Origin of the sequence: Corallococcus sp. AB038B (assembly GCF_003668955.1) — a bacterium.
In the GTDB taxonomy this organism is placed as follows: Bacteria; Myxococcota; Myxococcia; order Myxococcales; family Myxococcaceae; genus Corallococcus; species Corallococcus exiguus.
In genome coordinates this window covers 11,889-31,074 of the sequence record NZ_RAWO01000022.1, presented here as the reverse complement: position 1 = coordinate 31,074, position 19,186 = coordinate 11,889, and the positions used below count along the sequence as shown (strand labels likewise).

13 protein-coding genes are annotated in these 19,186 nt (G+C 69.3%); 9 read left to right on the top strand and 4 right to left on the bottom strand.

The genetic code is table 11. The features are described 5' to 3' along the window. Nucleotides 1–14 precede the first annotated feature (14 nt). Together D7Y04_RS41760 and D7Y04_RS41755 are read right to left on the bottom strand one after the other, a co-directional pair. Nucleotides 15–503, bottom strand: coding sequence for a VOC family protein (locus tag D7Y04_RS41760; RefSeq protein WP_121762965.1), 489 nt, complete (start codon nt 501–503; stop codon nt 15–17). Between the two features lie 17 nt (nt 504–520). Continuing rightward, complete coding sequence (locus tag D7Y04_RS41755; protein ID WP_121762964.1) at nt 521–1,321, bottom strand: VOC family protein; 801 nt, start codon at nt 1,319–1,321, stop codon at nt 521–523. Between the two features lie 200 nt (nt 1,322–1,521). Between D7Y04_RS41755 and D7Y04_RS41750 the strand changes: the two genes are divergently transcribed. The 8 genes from D7Y04_RS41750 to D7Y04_RS41715 all read left to right on the top strand — a co-directional run bounded on the left by D7Y04_RS41750 (nt 1,522) and on the right by D7Y04_RS41715 (nt 12,757). After that, complete coding sequence (locus D7Y04_RS41750) at nt 1,522–2,562, top strand: peptidoglycan-binding protein (RefSeq protein ID WP_120596741.1); 1,041 nt, start codon at nt 1,522–1,524, stop codon at nt 2,560–2,562. 441 nt (nt 2,563–3,003) lie between these two features. Then, on the top strand, nt 3,004–3,228 hold the full coding sequence (locus tag D7Y04_RS44250; RefSeq protein WP_147454608.1) for a hypothetical protein: 225 nt from the start codon (nt 3,004–3,006) through the stop codon (nt 3,226–3,228). 301 nt (nt 3,229–3,529) lie between these two features. Then, nucleotides 3,530–5,014, top strand: coding sequence for an NAD(P)-binding domain-containing protein (locus tag D7Y04_RS41740; protein WP_120596743.1), 1,485 nt, complete (start codon nt 3,530–3,532; stop codon nt 5,012–5,014). Nucleotides 5,015–5,107: 93 nt separating this feature from the next. Further along, nucleotides 5,108–5,302, top strand: a complete 195-nt coding sequence (locus D7Y04_RS41735) for a class I lanthipeptide (RefSeq protein ID WP_120577331.1) — start codon at nt 5,108–5,110, stop codon at nt 5,300–5,302. 117 nt (nt 5,303–5,419) lie between these two features. Further along, nucleotides 5,420–8,704 carry a lantibiotic dehydratase gene (locus D7Y04_RS41730; protein WP_233601831.1) on the top strand — a complete coding sequence of 1,095 codons (3,285 nt, stop codon included), beginning with the start codon at nt 5,420–5,422 and terminating at the stop codon, nt 8,702–8,704. Further along, nucleotides 8,701–10,014, top strand: a complete 1,314-nt coding sequence (locus tag D7Y04_RS41725; protein ID WP_120596744.1) for a lanthionine synthetase C family protein — start codon at nt 8,701–8,703, stop codon at nt 10,012–10,014. The genes D7Y04_RS41730 and D7Y04_RS41725 overlap by 4 nt, the downstream gene beginning before the upstream one ends. Continuing rightward, nucleotides 10,004–10,558 carry a hypothetical protein gene (locus D7Y04_RS41720; protein ID WP_120596745.1) on the top strand — a complete coding sequence of 185 codons (555 nt, stop codon included), beginning with the start codon at nt 10,004–10,006 and terminating at the stop codon, nt 10,556–10,558. Before D7Y04_RS41725 ends, D7Y04_RS41720 begins: the two co-directional genes overlap by 11 nt. Before the next feature lie 3 nt (nt 10,559–10,561). Continuing rightward, nucleotides 10,562–12,757 (top strand): peptidase domain-containing ABC transporter, encoded by a 2,196-nt coding sequence (locus tag D7Y04_RS41715; protein ID WP_121762963.1) that lies wholly within the window; start codon nt 10,562–10,564, stop codon nt 12,755–12,757. On the opposite strand, the gene D7Y04_RS41710 is transcribed toward D7Y04_RS41715, so the two are convergent. Further along, entirely contained in the window at nt 12,745–14,871 is a 2,127-nt protein-coding gene (locus D7Y04_RS41710; protein WP_368666438.1) for a kelch repeat-containing protein, read from the bottom strand. The genes D7Y04_RS41715 and D7Y04_RS41710 overlap by 13 nt on opposite strands. A gap of 329 nt (nt 14,872–15,200) precedes the next feature. Here D7Y04_RS41710 and D7Y04_RS41705 point away from each other — a divergent pair, with 329 nt between their 5' ends. Continuing rightward, a complete protein-coding gene (locus D7Y04_RS41705) occupies nt 15,201–16,493 on the top strand; it encodes an OprO/OprP family phosphate-selective porin (protein WP_120598070.1) in 1,293 nt (430 codons plus the stop codon). Nucleotides 16,494–16,495: 2 nt separating this feature from the next. Here D7Y04_RS41705 and D7Y04_RS41700 read toward each other — a convergent pair whose 3' ends face one another. Then, nucleotides 16,496–18,931, bottom strand: coding sequence for an Ig-like domain-containing protein (locus D7Y04_RS41700; RefSeq protein ID WP_158627684.1), 2,436 nt, complete (start codon nt 18,929–18,931; stop codon nt 16,496–16,498). Between the last annotated feature and the right edge of the window lie 255 nt (nt 18,932–19,186).

Sequence of the window (19,186 nt, the reverse complement as noted above, 5' to 3'; positions counted from 1 at the left end):
CTTCTTCGCGGGTATCAGCCCTTGCGCGCCGCGTTGATCGCCGCGATGTCGATCTTCTTCATCTCCATCATCGCGGCGAACACCCGCTTGCGCGCGGCCGGATCCGGATCGCTCATGCCGTCCGTCAGGGCGGCAGGGGTGATCTGCCACGAGATTCCCCACTTGTCCTTGCACCACCCGCACTGACTTTCCTGACCGCCGTTGCCGACGATGGCCTTCCAGTAGCGGTCCGTCTCCTCCTGGTCCCTCGTGCTGATCTGGAACGAGAAGGCTTCACTCTGCTTGAAGGTGGGACCGCCATTGAGGCCGATGCACGGAATGCCCAGCACGGTGAACTCCACTGTGAGGGCATCCCCCTCCTTGCCGTCCGGGTAGTCGCCCGGTGCGCGGTGCGTGGCGCCAACGGAGCTGCCGGGGAAGGTGCGGGCGTAGAATGCAGCCGCTTCCTCGGCATCGCGTTCGTACCAGAGGCAGATGAGGGTCTTGTTCACGCCGGTCGTCATGGTTGCGCTCCTTGGGCTCACTCGCCCTTGCTTCCTACAACACCAAATGCGGCTCCCGCAGGGTCCGTTGCGACGAGAACCCAGTCGCCGCCGGGCACCTCGTGCGGGCTTTGCAGCACCTTGCCCCCGTTGGCGGTGATGGCGCGCTGCGCCTCGGCGACCGAGGGCACGCCGAAGTAGAACAGCCAGCTGCCGGTGGGGCCCGGTTTCTCGGCGGACTTCTGCATGATGCCGCCAAGCCGAACGCCGTCGTGGTCGACGAAGCAGTAGTCGCCCATCGGGCCCATGGGCATCACTTCGTTGAACTGGAAGTGGAAGTGCTTCGCGTAGAACGTCTTGGCGCGCGCGAGGTCGGGGCTGGCCAGTTCGTTCCAGCGGATGCGCTGCGACGCCTTCACGTCGAAGACGTCGCTCTTCGCATCGGGCTTACCGGGCGGCGGAATGGGCGCCATCACGTAGAAGGGCGTGCCCATCGGGTCGGCGACCATCGCGATCTTGCCGACGGGCAGATCCATGCGCGGCATCAATACTTTGGCTCCATCGGCGACCATGGCCTTGATGGACGCATCGACATCGGCGACGTGCAGATAACCGAGCCAGCAGGGCTGTGCGCCGTGCTGCACCATGTCCTGTGAAAGGCGCAGCACGCCGCCAGCGGAGCCGCCATCGCCGCGCATGATCATGCGGTAGTCCTGTCCGCTCGGCATGGACTCGGACGGGGCCGAGATCTTCCAGCCAACGACGGCGCCATAGAACTTCGCGGCGGCGTCGGGGTCGTGGGTCATCAGCTCGTACCAGATGAAGCTTCCCGTGCTCATCGTGTCATTCCCTTCGCGAACGGATGGAACTCCGCACCGGACCGATGTGGAGGGTCCGCGCGTCCGCGTCGAGCAAGACCTTCGTTCCTTTGCATCCTTCCTAACGAAGCCGGGCTGCCATTGCGCAGTGCGGCAAGCTCTGCCGCGTCGGTGCGAACAGAGGAAACATTTCCTCTCGATGGTCGAGAATCAGGAAAACCATGCGAACCAACGCCCACCACCGCCCCCTCCACGTCGGCTCCACTGGCAACCGCGTTCAGAAGGTCGAGGAGCGCCTGAAATCGGCCGGTTACCTCAAGGGTGCCGCTGACGACCGCTTCGACGCCAAGACCGCCAAGGCGGTGGTCGCCTACAAGCGCGACAACGGCTGGGAAGGGAAGCCGCAGGGAGTCGTCGGCGAGCGGATGGACCAGTCGCTGAAGCGCGTCAGCGCCACCGCCACCCCCGGCACTGAAGGCACCACGACCGCCGAGGCCAGTGCGGCCGGTGGCAGCGACAGCAAGGGTAAGACCCCGTCGCAGCTCAAGGGCGCGACCTACAACGTCGAGCGCGACCGCAATCCCCAGGATGTGAAGAAGTGGCTGGGGGACTTCGCCAAGAAGAACAAGCTCGACTTCGTCCAGCTCCAGGAGATCAACGGCTACCACAAGGCCCTGGAGAACATCCCTGGCTACCACCTGGTGACCTTCCCTGGGGCCAAGGACCATGGCGAGACAGGCATCCTCGTGAAGGACAGCCTGCTCCAGGGGCAGAAGACGTCCATCCAGGGCGAGGGCGGCGGCTGGACCACCGTGCGCGGCGGCCATGCTCCGCCGCGGGCTGCCACCGCGGTCAAGCTCGCGGGATGGCTGCAGGTGGTCTCGGCCCACCAGCCGCCCTCGGTCGACTGGAAGGGCGGGGAGCCTGTTGGGCCGAAGAACCGCGTGAGTACCTACAAGTCACTCTCCGAGAAGCTGCTCGGCTTCGCGCAGCGGAAGATCGCGAAGAACCCTGACGAGGGTTTGCTCATCGGCGGCGACTGGAATGAGCCGGCGTCGACGAAGGGGAAGTGGTCGCCCGGCTGGATTGCCCAGCAGGCGGGCATGGCCACCCATGGCGGCGTGGAGAGCCACGGCCACGGCAAGATTGACTATGCGATGTCCTACGGGTGCAAGGTCTCGAACGTGAGGGCCGGTCCTACGGGCGGCTCGGATCACAACATCGTCATGTACACGGTGAGCCGCCCGAAGGGTAAGGGCTGAGACAGCCTCGGGAGCCCGTCTGGGCGGACGCCGTGACCGTCATCTTGGGTTTGATTTGAATTCTTGGCTGAGATCGAACCCGGGTTGCTCATTGATGCGCGAGCCGTCGAGCGCGACGAAGGCCGCACCGCCTGGGTAGGCGCACCAAGTGGCGCTACAGTGGGCGGGCAGATGCCCGAACCCACGTCACGGTTCTCCCGAGCACGGAGTCATCTCCCGAAGGCACTCCTGGTGCTGGCCTTGGCCTTGACGGCCGTCTGGTACCTCAGCCCCTGGTACTCTTTCTCGGTGGGCAGGACCTCCGCCCAGCCGCTGCGGTCTCCCCTCATCCGCGGCCGTTTATGGTGGGTGGGCTGGACCGACGCGCGATTGATCCGGCTTCACATCGCCAGCGCCATCGGGATCGGCCCCACGAAACCCGGGCCGACCTCGGATTGGGAGGTGAAGTTCCTCAGTCGCCGCGACTCCGCCAGTTGGACCTACCAGCTGCCCTTGAAGCGCCAGCTGAGCTTCTCCTTGGACACCCACCCCGAGCGTGGCAGTGCCGATGCGACGCGGCTCATCGTGGAGTTTCCAGCACTGCTGCTGGTCCTGCTTGCGTGGGTCGCGGTCGTCCGCGCCAGCAATCAACCCGACGCGCAGGCGTCTCCGGAGTCCGAAGCGTAGTGGCGCGACCTTGAAGTGAATGAGAAGGGAGCCCGTGCCCACTCCGCCCTGGAAGAGAGGCCGGAACAGCGTGGACTCGCGCAGGGACACGATGTCGGGAAAGGCTTCCTCGCTGTGCTGGACCTTCAGCCACCGCTCCTGGAGGAGCCTCCCCATGTCCTGGAAGATGCGCATGCGCTTTCCCCGCTCACCGGCGTGTCAGCATCCCATACGAAATGAGGCGGCAATCCTGGCTTGATTCCTTTCAAAAAAAGCCCTCATCGCGCTTGGGCATCCGAACCGTGTATAGGCTGGCGCGCGCATGACCATCCTCACGACGAAGCTGTGTGTCATTGGCGGCGGCCCCACCGCGGTGGCCGCCCTCTTCGAGGCCCGGGCACGTGGCATCCCCGCCATGGCCCTGGAGTCTGGCGCCACCCCGCTGGCCTCGCTGCATGCCCACATCGAGGGCCTCGTCTACCTGTCGCCCGCCTCGCACTGGGAGGTGGGCGGCCTGCCGCTGGACTGCCGCGACGCGCTGGAGTGCGAGCGCGAGGACGTGCTGCACTACTACGCACGCGTCATCCAGATGGGGCGCCTGGACATCCGCTGCCGCCACCGCTGCGTGGGCCTGCGCCCCGACGCGGATGGCGTGACGGTGGAGGTGGAGACGCCAGAGGGCCGCATCGAGGTGCGCGCCGAAGAGGTGCTCGTCACCGCCTGGTATGAGCGGCGGCCCCTGCCTCCAGACTCAGTGGAGCCCGGCTCGCATGTGGAGGTGCGGGAGGGGCTGCGCTCCGCGGCGGAGGTGGCCGGCCGGCGCGTGGTGGTCCTGGGCGGTGGCATCTCCGGCTTCGAGCAGGCCGGGGCTCTGATGATGGCGGGCCAGCCGGTGACGCTGCTGATGCGCGGCGAGGCGCGGGGCATGCACCGGTTGCCGCACTTCGCGCGGCTGGTGGAGGCGACGGGCTCGCGGCTGGTGCCGAACGCCAGCGCGGTGCGCGTCACCCGCGACGGCGTCACGTACCACGAGGGCGGCGAGGCCCGTCATCTGCCATGCGATGTGCTGGTGGCCGCGTGTGGCGCGCGCCTGTCCCCACAGGTCCTGGAACTGCTCACGCGCGCGGGTGTGCTGACGGGGGACGAGGTGCGAGGGCTGAGGGAGTCCGTCAGCCTGGAGGATGCGAAGCAGGCGCACCCGGATTGGACCGCGGCGGAGCAGGAGCGCCTGGCGGTGGAGTCCCGGCCGGACCTGTGGCCGCTCGTCTTCGAGGGCCGCCGCCGCGTGCGGCTCGCCGGTGGGCCCCTGCACGTGGGTGCCTCCAACGCGGGGGTGATGGTGTCCATCGCCACGGCCGTGTTCGCGGTGCGCGCGATGGCGGGCGCGCGGGTGCCTGCGGGCATGGCACCGCCGCTTGCGCGGGCCCTGCTCAACCTGGAGTCCCTCCTCCAGGTGCTGCGCGAGGACGTGCCGCCCGAACGTGTGGAATCGCTGCGCCCGCTGGCGGTGGGCTCCTGGAGCCGCGCGTGGGTGCACCCGCATCTCCTGGAGCGCCCCACGGCGCAGAGCGTGGAACGCACCACCGGCCTGGATCCGACCCGCTTCCTGCTGCCCCCCGGGCTCGGCGCCAGCGACATGGAGCGGGAACTGCTTGGGCTCGCGGATGGCACCACCAGCATTGCTGAGATTGCCGACGCCAACGAGATGACGGAACCCTCGGAGCGCGCAAAGCTTGTCGCCACCTTCCGCAATCTGTGGTCGCGCAACGTGCTCACGTGGCTGCCTCCACAGGACGCGGAACGCTGATAAGTGATTGGGGCAACGACCAGGAATTCCAGGTGGCTTCGTAATTCGTTTCGACCGCGCAATTCCGTGCGGCCTTACATCGAGAGACGAATCATGAAGAAGCCCACCAAGAAGCTGACGCTGTCGAAGGACACCCTGCGCGCGCTGAACGAGACCGAGATGAAGCAGGTTGCCGGTGGCGCCCCGACCTCCGTCGTCGCCTGCACTGGCACGGATCCGACCGAGGCCACCGTCTGCTACACGAACGCGCTCTGCCAGACGGGTGAGTTCTTCGGCTGCTGTTTCTGATGCGTGCGCCATGCGCTCGGAGGTGAGGTCCGCTTCCGAGCCATGGTGAGCGATTGCCCCGGGCCGGTGCTCGCCGGCCCGGGGCGTTTCCCGCACCTGATTCCGAGGTCCGCCGCGATGTCCCAGCTCCGCCGCCGCGCTCCCGAAGGGCAGCGCCCGCCTCCCGCCGAATTCCTGATGGACCCGGCGGACTTCTTCGTCCTGCGCACTCCGCTCCTGCCCTTCGACGCAATGGAGCACTGGAACTCGCGGCTGACCGCGCCGCACGCCACCGAATCGCTCGCGAAGGCGCTGGACGCGGATCGCGCGCTGTTGCGCACGAGGCTGCGCGCGTACGTGGAGCGGCCGGAGGTGCGTGAGGCCCTCTTCGTCGCGTCGCCTTCGCTGGAGGAGGAGCTGCCGCTCTGGTTCCAGGCGCCGGACAGCGAGTACGGCCTCAAGGTGGAGCAGGCCCTGGTGCGCTACTTCCTGCGCATGGCGGGGCGCTGCACGCCCTTCGGCCTCTTCGCGTCGTGCTCCGTGGGGCACCTGGGAGCGCGCACGCACCTGGCGGTGGCGGACGCGCGCGAGTGTCAGCGCGACACCCGCCTGGACATGGACTACCTCACGCGGCTGGTGGAGGCGCTGGTTCGTCACCCGGCCCTGCGCGACGTGCTCCGCTACCGCCCCAATGCCAGCCTGTACCGCGCGGCCGGGCGGCTTCGCTACGTGGAGACCCGGCACGTGGGCGCGGTGCGCCAGCACCACCTGTCCTCGGTGCGGCCGGATGTGTACCTGGAAGCGGTGCTGGAGCACGCGCGCGCAGGGGCCCGGCCGGAGCAGTTGGTGCGGACGTTGGTCGCGCTGGACGCGGAGGTGGATGCACAGGAGGCCGCCGGGTACGTGCGCACGCTCGTGGACAACGACCTGCTGGTGCCGGAGCTGGCCGTGCCCGTCACCGGACCGGAGCCGCTCCCGTACCTGGTGACGCGGCTGCGCGCGCTGGCGCATGAGGCGGGGACTGGCGAGGCCGCTCAGGTGGCGCTGGAGGCGGCCACATGTCTGGAGGACGTCGGAGATCAGCTGGCGAGACTTGATGCGGAGGGTCCCGGCCGGTCGAAGGAGGCCTACCTCTCCATCGCCACTCGGCTCGAAGCGCTTCCCGTGAAGGTGGAGCTCCCGCGCCTCTTCCAGGTGGACCTCTACCGTCCGGCGCCCGGCGCCACGTTGGGCCCGGAGGTGCTGGCGGAGGTGACGCGCGCGGTGGAGCTCGTCCGGCGCATGGGGCCCCAGGCGGGCCGCTCGCCGCTGAGCGCGTTCTGCGAGGCCTTCACTCGCCGCTACGAGGGCCGCGAGGTGCCGCTGCTGGAGGCGCTCGACGAGGAGTCCGGCGTGGGCTTCCAGGTGTCCAACGCTCCCGCCGCGGATGGGGCGCCGCTGTTGCGCGGGCTGGCCTTCCCCTCCTCGACGGATGCAGGAGGGACGTTTGGTGCGCGCGAGCTGCACCTGATGCGTCGGCTGACCGCCAGCCCGGGCGCCCGCGTGCTGACGCTGGGCGAAGAGGACCTGAAAGCGCTGTCCTCGGAGAAGCCCGTGCCGCCGCCAGACGCCATCTCCGTGGGCTTCAGCGTGTTGGCCGCATCGGACGAGTCCTTCGCGAGCGGGGACTTCTCGCTGGTGCTGCGCGGCGCGGCAGGACCCTCTGGCGCCAACACCCTGGGCCGCTTCTGTCATGGGGACCCGGCGCTGCGCTACGCGGTGGAGCGGCACCTGCGCGCCGAGGAGGCGCTCCGCCCGGACGCCGTCTTCGCGGAGGTGGTGCACCTGCCGGAGGGACGCATTGGCAACGTGCTGCTGCGGCCCCAGTTGCGCGGGCACGAGATTCCCTTCCTGGGGGCCTCTGGCGCGCCCGACGCGCAGCAGCTCCCGGTGGAGGACCTGCGGGTGTCGGTGGTGGATGGGCGCGTGGTGTTGCGCTCGAAGCGGCTGGGCCGCGAGGTGCTGCCGCGACTCACGACCGCGCACAACTTCGCCCGAGGCCTGGGCGTCTACCGCTTCCTGGGCATGCTCCAGCACGAGGGGCGCGCGGTGGGCCTGTCGTGGAACTGGGGCGTGCTGGAGGGCCTGGACTTCCTGCCGCGGGTGGTGTCCGGCCGGGTGGTGCTGTCGCTGGCGAGGTGGCGGCTGGGGCCGGACGTGCTGAAGCCGCTGGGCGCGGCGCGCGGCGAGGAGTGCTTCCGGGCCGTGCAAGCGCTTCGCGAGCGGCTGGGCCTGCCGCGCCACGTGGCCTTGGTGAATGGCGACAACGTGCTGCCGTTGGACCTGGACAACGTCCTGTGCGTGGAGACGCTCGCGTCGCTGGTGAAGGACAGCGCCCGCGCCGTGCTGCGCGAGCAGCTCGTCGGGCCGGACTCGCTGTGCACTCACGGTCCGGAGGGGAGATTCGTCCATGAGCTGTTCCTCCCCATGGTGCGGCGCCAGGAGCCCACGGCTTCCGTGCCTGCCCCGCGCGGTGGTCCATCCGCCGGTGTCCCCCGGCACTTCGCGCCGGGCTCGGAGTGGCTCTACGCGAAGCTGTACGCGGGCACCGCTGGCGCGGATGACGTGCTGTGCGACGCGGTGACGCCGTTGGTGGAGCAGCTCGTCCGCGAGGGCGTGGTGGACCGCTGGTTCTTCATCCGCTTCGAGGATCCGGACTGGCACGTGCGCCTGAGGCTGCACGGGGATCCGGCCCGCCTTCACCGCGACGCACTGCCGGCGCTCTCCGCCGCGGTGGCACCGCTGGCGCGGGCCGGTGTGGTGTGGAAGGTGCAACTCGACACGTACGAGCGAGAGCTGGAGCGCTACGGCGGTCCGGAGGGCATGGCCCTGGCCGAGGAGCTGTTCCACGCGGACAGCGAGGCGGTGCTGAAGCTGATGGCACTGTTGGATGGGGACGCGGGCGCGGAGGCCCGGTGGCAACTCACCCTGCGGGGCATGGATCTGCTGCTGGAGGACCTGGGCCTGGATGCGCGCGCGAAGCTGACGGTGGCCGAGCGTTCCCGCGACTTCTTCGGGCGGGAGTTCCGCATGGACACGGCCTTCACGCACCAGCTCGGTGCCCGCTACCGTCAGGCCCGCGCCGCATTGGCGGCGGCCTGGGCGCCGGACGCGGAAAGAAGCCCGCTGCTCAGTGAGGGGCTCGCCGTGCTGCGCGAGCGCTCGGAGCGGCTCGTCCCCGTGCGGCGGCGCCTGGAGGTGGCCTTGCGCGAGGGCCGGCTCGGCGTGTCCCTGCTCACGGTGGCCGGCATCCACCTGCACATGCACGCCAACCGGATGCTGCGCTCCGCGGCGCGCGCGCAGGAGCTGGTGCTCTACGACTTCCTCGCCCGGACCTACCAGTCCCAGCTCGCGCGCGCCCGCGCGCAGGAGCCACGCCCATGATTGCCCATTCCATCCGTCCCAATCAGGAGGCCCCCCGGTGGTGGCCGCTGCTCACTGGATCGCTGGCGGACCAGGCCGCGGAGACGGTGCGTGCCATCACCACCGAGCTGCACAAGCCCTTCACTCACAAGGGCATGCGCATCGCGGAGCGCTTATCGAGTCAGGCGCTGCTGCACGGCTACCTGGCGCGTGTGTGGCCCGGAGGGGATGATCCGGAGCACGCGGCGCGCTTCCTGGACGGGGCGCTGGAGGAGGTGGGGCGCCAGTGGATGCGCCCGGCGCTGCACGGCGGCTTCGTCCAGGTGTCGTGGGTGATGCACCACCTGGGCGCGCACCTGCTGCCGGATCAGCTGGGCACGGAGGAAGATCCGCTGGAGGAAGTGGAAGCGGCGCTGGAGGACGCCCTGGGCGTCGAGCATTGGGTGCAGCACTACGATCTCATCGCCGGGCTGGTGGGGTTGGGCGTCTTCGCGCTGGAGCGGCTTCCGGGGGCCCGGGCGCGCCGGTGCCTGGAGCGCGTCGTCCACCACCTGCTGGCCGTGTCGGAGTTGGGGCCGCAGGGACGGGCGTGGCGGACCCCTCCGGAGCTCATCCCCACGACCACCCGCAAGAAGCAGCAGGATGGCGGCTACAACCTGGGCGTGGCCCACGGCAACCCGGGCGTGGTGGGCCTGCTGGCGGCCGCGTGGGCGCACGACGTCGACCGGGCGCGGGTGGGGCCCGCGCTGGAGGAGGCGGTGCGGTGGCTGCTCGCGCAGCGGCAGCCCGCGAGTTCGCTGTCCGCCTTCGCCTACTACGCGGACAACGAGGTGCGGCGCTCCCAGGTGTCGCGGGGGGCGTGGTGCTACGGGGATCCAGGTGTGGCCGCGACGCTGCTGATGGCCGCGCGCGCGGTGGGCAACGCGGAGTGGGAACGGGTGGCGGTGGAGACGGGCCTGCGCGCGGTGCGCCGGCCCGAGGAGACGCGCGAGGTGATGGATGGCGGGCTGTGCCACGGCGAGGCGGGGCTGGCGCACCTGTTCCACCGCATGTACCGGCTGACGGGGGAGGAGGCCTTCGGCCGCGAAGCGCGCGAGTGCTTCGCGCGGCTCGTGGCGCGGCGCGTGCCCGGCGAAGGCGTCGGTGGCTACGCGGCGTGGTTCCCTCGCGAAATCTACACGGACCGGGTGGAGGACAACGCCAGCTTCCTGACGGGCTCGGTGGGCATCGCGCTCGCGCTGCTGGCGGCCATCAGCGACGAGGAGCCGGCGTGGGACCGGATGCTGCTCGCGTCCTTCCGCACGCCGCTGGAGTCACGACATGTCCGCTGAGGAAGGGAATACGCCCTTCAGGCGCGAGGCCCTGGAGCGCCATGCGCGCGGGCCCGCCGCGGAGCCGGTGCGGCTGGAGCACCCGAGCTGGGTGCGCTGGCTGCCGCTGCCGTTGGAGGTCGCGATCGCGCTCCTGGGCCTCTTCGTGACGCGCGTGCCGGTGGCCCGCGTGGTGAGCGTCCCAGGGGTGGTGGAGGTGGTGTCCCTGGGCTCGCCCACGGCTCCATCGCCCGGGAGCGACATGCGGACGCGGCTGTTCTTCACCGTGCCCGAACAGCACCAGGGCACGCTGCGTCCGGGGCTGCGAGTGCGCGCACGGACGGCGCAAGGCATGCGCGACTACGAGGTGGAGTGGGTGGATACGGGGACGCGAGTGCCAGAGGCGTTGAGCGGGAGGCTGGCGTCGGGCGTGCTCGTCCGTGCGCACGACATTTCGTCGGCCGGCGGCGACGCGCCGGGCACCCCGAACACGGTCGAAGTGCAGGTGGGAACGGAGTCGCTGGCGGCCGCGCTGTGGGCGCAGGCTCGCGGCGGGCGGAGGTGAGGCATGGGCGCGTGGCGTGAGCTGAGGCGGCGGTGGCGCCGGGTGCCGTTGCTTCAGCAGTTCACCGCGGCGGACTGCGGCCCCACCTGTCTGGCCATGGTGCTGGCGTACCACGGCGCCCCGGCGCGGCCGGCGGAGGTGCGCGAGGCGGTGGGGGCGGGGCGCGGAGGCGCGCACGCGCTGGCGCTGGTGGAGGCAGCGAAGCGCTTCGGCCTGGACGCGCGTGGCGTGAGCCTGGGCATGGACGAGGTGCCCGTGCTGGACCGCGGCTCCATCCTCCACTGGGAGTTCAACCACTACGTCGTCTTCGACGGGCTGTGGCGGGGTGGGGTGGACGTGGTGGATCCGGCCCTGGGACGCCGGCGTCTGTCCTGGGACGAGTTCCGCGACGCCTTCACCGGCGTGGCCCTGCTGTTCGAGCCCACGTCCGCGCTCCGGGGAGGCCACACGCGGCCGGCCCTGCTGCGCCGCCTGCCAGCCCTGCTGCGCGGGCACGCAGGCAACTGGACGCGCATCTTCGCGGTGTCGCTGGTGCTGCAGGTGCTGTCCCTGCTGCTGCCCTTCTTCATGGGCATGGGGGTGGACCGGGTGGTGCCACGGCAGGACACGAGCCTGCTGGCGGCGCTGGGGGTGGGCGTGGGGCTGGTGTTGGTGTGCCACGTCCTGGCCACGTCGCTGCGCTCGGCCCTGCTGGTGCGGCTGCGCGTGGAGCTGGACGTGGGCATGGCGGGCCAGCTGGTGCGGCACCTGCTGTCGCTGCCGTATGCCTTCCTCCAGCAGCGCTCGTCGGGCGACCTGATGATGCGCATCAACAGCCTGGCCATCATCCGCGAGGCGTTGGGCGCGGCCACGTTGGCCGTGATGTTGGACGGGCTGCTCATCCTCTCCTCGGTGGGAATGCTGGCGGGCTTGAGCCGGCCGCTGCTCCTGGCGGTGGGGGCCGTGGCGGCGGCGCAGGTGCTGGTGCTGCTCTCGACGCGGCGGCGGCGCGAGGAGCTGCTGGCCAGCGAGATGCACGCGCAGGCCAAGTCCCAGGACTTCACGGTGGAGATGCTGTCCGGCCTGGAGGTCCTGAAGTCCTCGGGCGCGCAGGGACAGGCGGTGGGGCACTGGGAGGAGCTCTACACGCGGCAACTCAATGCCTCCTCGCGCAAGCGCTACTACCAGGGCGTGGTGGAAGCGCTGGCGGCGGGGCTCCAGGTGGGCGCGCCCTCGCTGTTGCTGGGCACGGGGCTGTGGCAGGTGCTGCGCGGCGAACTGACGCTGGGGGCCATGCTGACGGCGCAGGCGCTGGCCCTGGGCGCGCTGGCCCCCCTGGCCTCCCTGGTCGCGGTGGGCGGGCAGTTGCAGTTGGCCGGCAGCTACATGGAGCGCATCGACGACCTGCTGGAGACGGCTCCGGAGCAGGACGCGCGAAAGGTGCGGCCCGCGCCGAAGCTCAAGGGTGGCATCACGGTGGAGGGCGTCCGCTTCCGCTACGGCGCGCTGGAGTCACCGTCGCTGCAGGACGTGTCGCTGAGAATCGCCCCGGGGCAGTGGGCGGCCATTGTCGGCCCCTCCGGCGGTGGCAAATCCACGCTCGCGCGCGTGCTCCTGGGGTTGTACCGGCCGGAGGCGGGGCGGGTGCTCTTCGACGGGATGGACCTGACGGAGCTGGAGAGCGACTCGGTGCGCCAGCAACTGGGCATCGTGGTGCAGGACACGCGGCTGTTCAACGCGTCGGTGCGCAGCAACATCGCCTTCGCGGATCCGTCCATCCCGCTGGCGGCTGTGGTGGACGCGGCGACGCGCGCGGGCATCCACGAGGACATCCTCGCGCTGCCGCTGGGCTACGACACGCCCATGGGAGATCAAGGGGCCAGTCTCTCCGGAGGGCAGCGGCAACGGCTGGCCCTGGCGCGCGCGTTGGTGCGCCGGCCCTCGGTGCTGCTCCTGGACGAGGCGACGAGCGCGCTGGACGCCGTCACCGAGCGGCGCGTGCAGCAAGCGCTGCAATCCCTCTCATGCACCCGCGTCACCATCGCCCACCGGTTGAGCACCGTGGTGGGCGCGGACATCCTCTTCGTCATGGAGAAGGGCCGCATCGTGGAGCAGGGCACGCACGCGGAGTTGCTCGCTCGAGGCGGGGCCTACACGCGGCTCGTGCAGGCCCAGCTCGAAATGCCCTCACGCCCTCAGGCCCGCGCTCAAGGCGCGTAGGTCTCCGTGTGGTCGAGGGGGCCGCCATTGAAACCTCCGACCACGAGCACCTTGCCAGAGGAGAGCAGGGTGGCGGTGTGATGGTAACGGGCCGTGGCCATGGAGGCCGCTGAAGACCAGGCGTGGGTGGCCGGGTCATACAGCTCCGTGGAGGACAGGTAGTTATTGAAGCCGCCTGTGACGAACACCTTGCCAGAGGTGAGCAAGGTGGCGGTGTGGAGGGCGCGGCCTGTGACCATGGTACCGGCGGAGGACCAGGTGTTGGTGGCCGGGTCATACATCTGCGCGGCGGCGAAGTAGCCCGTGTAACCCCCGGCGACAAGCACCTTGCCGGAGGCGAGCAGGGTTGCGGTGTGCTGGTAGCGGGCCGGGGTCATGGGGCTTGCGGAGGACCAGTCGCGGGTGTCCGGGTCATACAGCTCCGCGGAGTCCAGTGCGTTGCCATGGAGGCCCCCCGTGACAAGCACCTTGCCGGAGGGGAGCAGGGTGCTTGTGTGCTGGTAGCGGGCCGTGGTCATGAGGCCCGCGGAGGTCCAGTCGTGGGTGTCCGGGTCATACAGTTCCGCGGAGTCCAGTGCGCTGCCATTGAAGCCCCCAATGACAAGCACCTTGCCGGAGGGGAGCAGGACGGCGGTGTGCTGATAGCGGGCCGTGGTCATGAAGCCAGTGGTGGACCAGGTGTCGGTAACCGGGTCGTACACCTCCGCGGAGGCCAGGGCGCCGCCATCTCCGTAGCCCCCCGTGACGAGCACCTTGCCGGAGGGGAGCAAGGTGGCGGTGTGCTGGTAGCGGCCCGTGTCCATGGAGTCCGCGGAGGCCCAGGCGTGGGTCTCCGGATCGTACACCTCCGTGGAGGAGCCGCCGTTGTAGCCCCCCGTGACGAGCACCTTGCCGGAGGCGAGCAGGGTGGCGGTGTGATGGTAGCGGCCCTTGTCCATGGAGCCCGCGAAGGACCAGCCCACCTCGCACGCCTGCAGGCCGGAGAAGGAGAAGGACCTGGAGGCCGAGATTCCGTAGGCATTGGTGACGACAGCGGTGACGGAGGGAGGCGGGCCCGTCACCGCGCAGGGGGGCGCTGTCCAGAGGGCCCGGCTGGCGCTGGCGGTGCTCTGTCCCGCGGCCAGCGAGCCCATGTTGCTGGTCCAGGCGAACGTCATGGCGCTGGACTGCGGGTCCATGGCCGTGACGTCCAGGGTCACCGTCTGGCTCGGAGCGGCGGAGGTGGCGGACTGGTAGGAGTGGGTGAAGAGAGGGGCGAAGCGCTCGGTGGATGAGGCTGCGACGCAGAGGTTGAGCGAGCCCGTGGTCTGCCCACCCCGGTTGTCTTGCACCGTGACGGTGAGCCGGCAGTTGTTACATGCACCGGCTGGAACGGAGGACGGGATGAAGGACGCGGCGCTGGACGTCGCATTCGTCCAGGTCCCGGGGCAGGTCGCGGCCCACTGGTAGGAGAGCACATCGCCATCCGCATCCAATGCATTGGCGGAGACGGCGGTGGACTGCCCCGCATCGAGCCGGGCGATCGAGGCCGAGACCTTGGAGACCACCGGGAAGTGGTTGAAGGAGACGTCGATGAGCGCGTCGCCGATGGAGCTGCCGGAGACGACGTTGACGGCGAGGGTGACGGAGGCGGCTGCTCCCTGGGAGTCCGTCACGGTGAAGACAAGGGTCCGGATGCCAGCGGAGGCCGGCGCCGTCCATGAGGAGGTGCCGTCCGCAGGGGCGGAGAAGGTGCCGCTGGAGGCCGTCCACGCATGGGTGAGGGTGTCCCCGGGGTTGGGATCATGGGCGGTCGCGCTCAGCGAGAGTGAGCCGCCTGTCTGGACCGTGGTGGTGGAGGCGACGACGGAATCAATGAGAGGGGCTTCATTGCCGTACGGAGGGGGCGGGTCGAGCTCCTGGAGGGTGATGGCCACGGTGGTGGTCTGGTTGGCGGTGATGGTGACGCCAGACGCCTGACCCTGGAACCGCCGGGTGCCGGAGGTGTCGAAGGCCTCGGCAAGGAACGTGTGGTTGGCGCCAGCGGGGATGTCACTGATGAGTCCGCCCCAGGAGCCGTGGGTCTGGCCCAGGTCGATTTCGCGGGGAGGCATCTCCGCCGTGGAGAGGGTCACCTTGATTCGAGTGACCTCCTGGGAAGAGAGGGCCCGCTGGACGGAGGCCGCGAATTGGACGGAGCCGGTGGGCCGCTCGGTACAGGCTGCCAGGGAGATCAGGAGGACGGCGGCCAGAAGAGGGATACGCCTGGGGAAGGGCATGCATTGAAGAGTCCAATGCGGAGGAGGAGATGCAAGAAACCCGAGGGAACCCGATGAAAGGCGAAGCCGTCTGGGCCTGTCGCGACAGCAGCGAGGGGGCGCTTGACAGCATCACTGACACGCGGTGAGGGTGCGTGCCCGGCGCCCCCTCCCGTCCCTTGCGCCCCTCGCCTGAAAGGTCCCGCGTGTCCGCCTTCTCCGCCGCCCACCTCGCCACCCTGGGGTTGCTGTTGCTCGCCGCGCCCCCAGCCCGCGCCCAGGCGACCGAGCCCGAAAAGGCCCCGGAGCCTCCCAGCGTCCAGCTCTCCGAGGAGGGCTACATCTTCTCCACCGCCGACAAGGCCTTCGTGCTGAAGATCCGCGGACAGCTTCAGGGGGACGGCCGCTTCTACCTGGCGGACTCGGACCGGAGCGGCACCAACACGTTCCTCATCCGGCGCCTGCGTCCCTTCCTGGACGGGACGCTGTTCGGCTTCGTGGACTTCCGGCTCATGCCGGACTTCGGCGTCAATCAGCCGCTCATCCAGGACGCGTATATCGACCTGCGCCCCGTCGAGTGGCTGCGCCTGCGCGCCGGCCGCTTCAAGACGCCCTTCGGGCTGGAGTTGCTCCAGGCCAACACGGACGTCCCCTTCATCGAACGCTCGCTCACCTTCGACCTGGTCCCCATCCGTGACGCGGGCCTGCAACTGTACGGCGACATCGCCGGAGGGCGCCTCTCGTATGCGTTCGCGGTGGTCAACGGCGATCCCGACGGCGCCAGCATCGACGTCAACACCGACGACAGCTTCGACATGGTGGCCCGCGTCTTCGCCCAGCCCTTCAAGGGCGATACGGACTCCGCGCTCCAGGGCCTGGGCCTGGGCGTCGCCGTCTCCCGGGGCCTCCAGTTCGGCACGCCCTCCACCAACACCTCCACGACCGTCCTGGTGCCGCAGCGCAGCACCGGCCAGGAGATCATCTTCAGCTTCCTGAACAACGGAACCACTGGACCGACCGTCGTCGCGGACGGAGAGCACGTGCGTCTGTCGCCCCAGGGCTACTTCTACTGGGGCCCGGTGGGGCTCCTGGCGGAGTACGTCCTGTCGTCACAAGAGGTGAGCGTCGGTGACCAGCGCGCGCGCCTGCGCCACCACGCGTGGCAGGCGTATGCGTCGTATGTGCTGGGCGGGGACGCGTCCTTCACGGGCCCCAAGCCCCACCAGCCCTTCAACCCCAAGACAGGCAAGGGCGGCGCGCTGGAGATCTCCGTGCGCTACCAGGGCCTGGACATGGACGACGACGCGTTCCCCCTCTTCGCGGACCCCACCCGCTCCGTGAGCCAGGCCCGGGGCTTCGGCGTCGCCACCCTCTTCGCCTTCAACCGGCGCGTGCTCGTCGCGTTGAACTACCACCACACGACCTACGAGGGCGGGGCGGTGGAAGGCGACCGGGAAGCCGAGAACGTCGTGATGTCCCGGTTCCAGGTCGCGTTCTGAACTCAGGGTTCGCTCTGCGGCGTCAGCGTCCAGGTGAAGACGGCGTCCGCGTAGGGGAACGTCCCGGACAGCTCGCCATTGGGCTTCGCGAGCGGCGGTGAACCCGAGTCCGTGAAGAGGATGTTCCCGGGGGCATCCTTTTCCGGACCCCGGCAGTCCGGGCCGCCGCCGACGGCGATATCCACGATGCGGCCATCACCAATCGCCGACGTGTACGAACGCGACGCATGCGACAGCCAGTCCTGGGTGTCGGGATCCGGTGACTTCAACTCGTTGAAGGGGTTCATCAACATCACCCCTCCATTCGCGACCAGCGCGTACTTCGTGGGCCCGTGCGTGTACCGGCAGCCTCCGAAGTTGTAGTCGACGTCGAGCGTGAAATCGCCAATGACGGGCATGATCATGAAGGCTCCCAGCCGCTTCGTGTGCGGGATGCTCGGATGTTCGTAGTCCGCGGTCGCGAAGGCTCCCAGCACCTGGTACTCCAGGTTCGAGTCGAGGATTTTTCCCCGGCCCGACCAGCCCGCCCCCGTCAGCACCGCCTTCGAGGTGCCCTTGTACTTCCAGCAGCCCAGGTTGCTGCGCTTGAGGTAGGGCGTCTTCGCCGCCTTCAGGCTCCCGCCGCCATTGGGTTCGAACTTCGCGTTGCTGGTGATGATGATCAGGTCCTGTGCCCGCTGCGACTTCATGTCACGGCAGAGGCCCACGTACTCGTAATCGCTCCAGTCTTCCTCGTGCCACGTCCCGTTCGCGTCGTTCCAGAGCGCGAACACCTTCACCGGCTCCTTCGACTCGGTGATGTTCTTGAACCACCCGTTGTGGAAGATTAGGGAGCGCGTGTTCGGGTCGCTGAACGTGAAGTGCTCGTAGTGGTTGGACAGGTTCTTCAGCTCGTCGTGGAGCTCTTCCTTGTGCTCGGGCGCGCCGGACAGGTCGCCGTTGAGTGCGTGGGACTTCACCTTCTCCGTGAGCTGGTCCCACTTCGCGAAGGACTCCGCCTTGGCGTCGATGGGCGCCTGGTTCCAGAGCACCTTCGCGAACTCCGGCCAGGTCTTCTCCAGCTTGCCGGGGACGGAGGAGTCCACCGCGGTGAGGCTGGAGGTCTCCGTGGTCAGCTTCTCCAGCGCCGCCACCACGACGTTCGGGCCGTGCTTCTTCGCCAGGTATTGGAAGAACAGGTAGGCGCCGTAGTCGCGTGCCGCCAGCGGGCCCGCCGCCGGCGACTTGCAGTGGCCCGGGGAGCGGTCCTCCAGGGACAGGGCCGGGCTGCTCATGAAGCAATCGGCGTAGTCGTGCTCGAGCTGCGGCGCTTGTCCATACACCTGGTCGATGGCCCAGTTCGCGGTCGCGTCGCGGATCCATCCGTAGCTGTTCTGCGGGCCCTTCGTCTTGTAAGACCATTGGATGGCGTGCATCAGCTCGTGTGCCGCCGCACCCTTGAGCTCGTCATCGCCAAGCCCATCCCACAGCAGGATGTAGGTGGCGGCCTGCGTGTTGTCCAAGCCTTCCGGGAGGGTCAATCCCCGGCCGTTCATGTTGCGAGACAGGTAAAGATCGAGCTGGGCGCTTCCTCCGTTGCAGCTGTAGGCCCCGTCGGTGAGGGGCTCCTTGAGGCCCAGCGCCATCAGCTTCGGCCAGATCTCATTCTCGATCGCGTTATCGAGCAGGGCGGCCTGCTCGCGCTGACCCGCGATGGCGAACTCGAACCAGACCTTCACCTTCGCGTAGGACGGCGAAATGGAGTGCCACCCGTCGGAGCTGGGCTTGCAGGAGGGCCGCTTCATGCTGCTCAGCCGGGCGTCGGGCAGGGGCGTGTTGAGCCAGCTCCCCGGGTCATCCGGGCGCAGCATGTACATCCCGAGCGCGTCCTGCATCGGCGCGGAGAGGTCATCGAAGCGCGCGTGCAGCTCCTCGAGCGGGGTGACGTCGAAGCCCGGTTCCACGCGGGCCTTGTACTGGAGGGGCAGCCGGGGGTCGCTGAACGCGGCGTACACCCGGTAGGCCAGCAGCTCTTCGTCGTTGATGAGGCCTGCCTCATGGGCGGACGCCAGGACCTCGTCGCTCGACGGACGGGACGCGTCGTCCGGCATCACGAGCACCGTCAGGGTCGTGCTCACCGACCCCACCTTGGCCGTGATGACCGAGCCGCCCGGGGCCACGCCAGTCACCCGGCCGCCGGCCACCGTGGCGTACGCGGGCAGATGGGAGGACCAGGTCACCTGGACGTTCTGGAGCGCGTGGCCGCTGTCGTCGAGCGCCTGGGCGGCCAGGGTCAGCGATTCGCCCACCAGGAGCGTCGCCCCGTTCGGAGAGAGGGTGAGCGCCGCGACCTTGTCGTTGTCCTCCCCAGGCTTCGGATCGGGTTCGGTGGAACCGCAGGCGAGGACGAACGTGAGCAGGCACAACGCGAGCCGGCGGGCTCCATGCAACACAGGCATTTCCAGGCCTCGAAGTGTCGAGCCGCGGGGTGCGGGCTGCAACAAATCTTTATCGCCATGACCCCAGGTGAAGTTTCTCCAGGTCATGGATTGACGTCTGTTGTTGCCTGGGAGGCCACAGTTGCCTGACAGGCAACAACGGCGCTGCAGGGTTGGCGGTTGCGGCATTGGGGCTCGGCACCACGGCCTGGGCCGCGATGGGCAGCCCGGAGCCGGGCGATGGAGCGAGACGCAGCGCCAGGAGCTGCGCGCGCT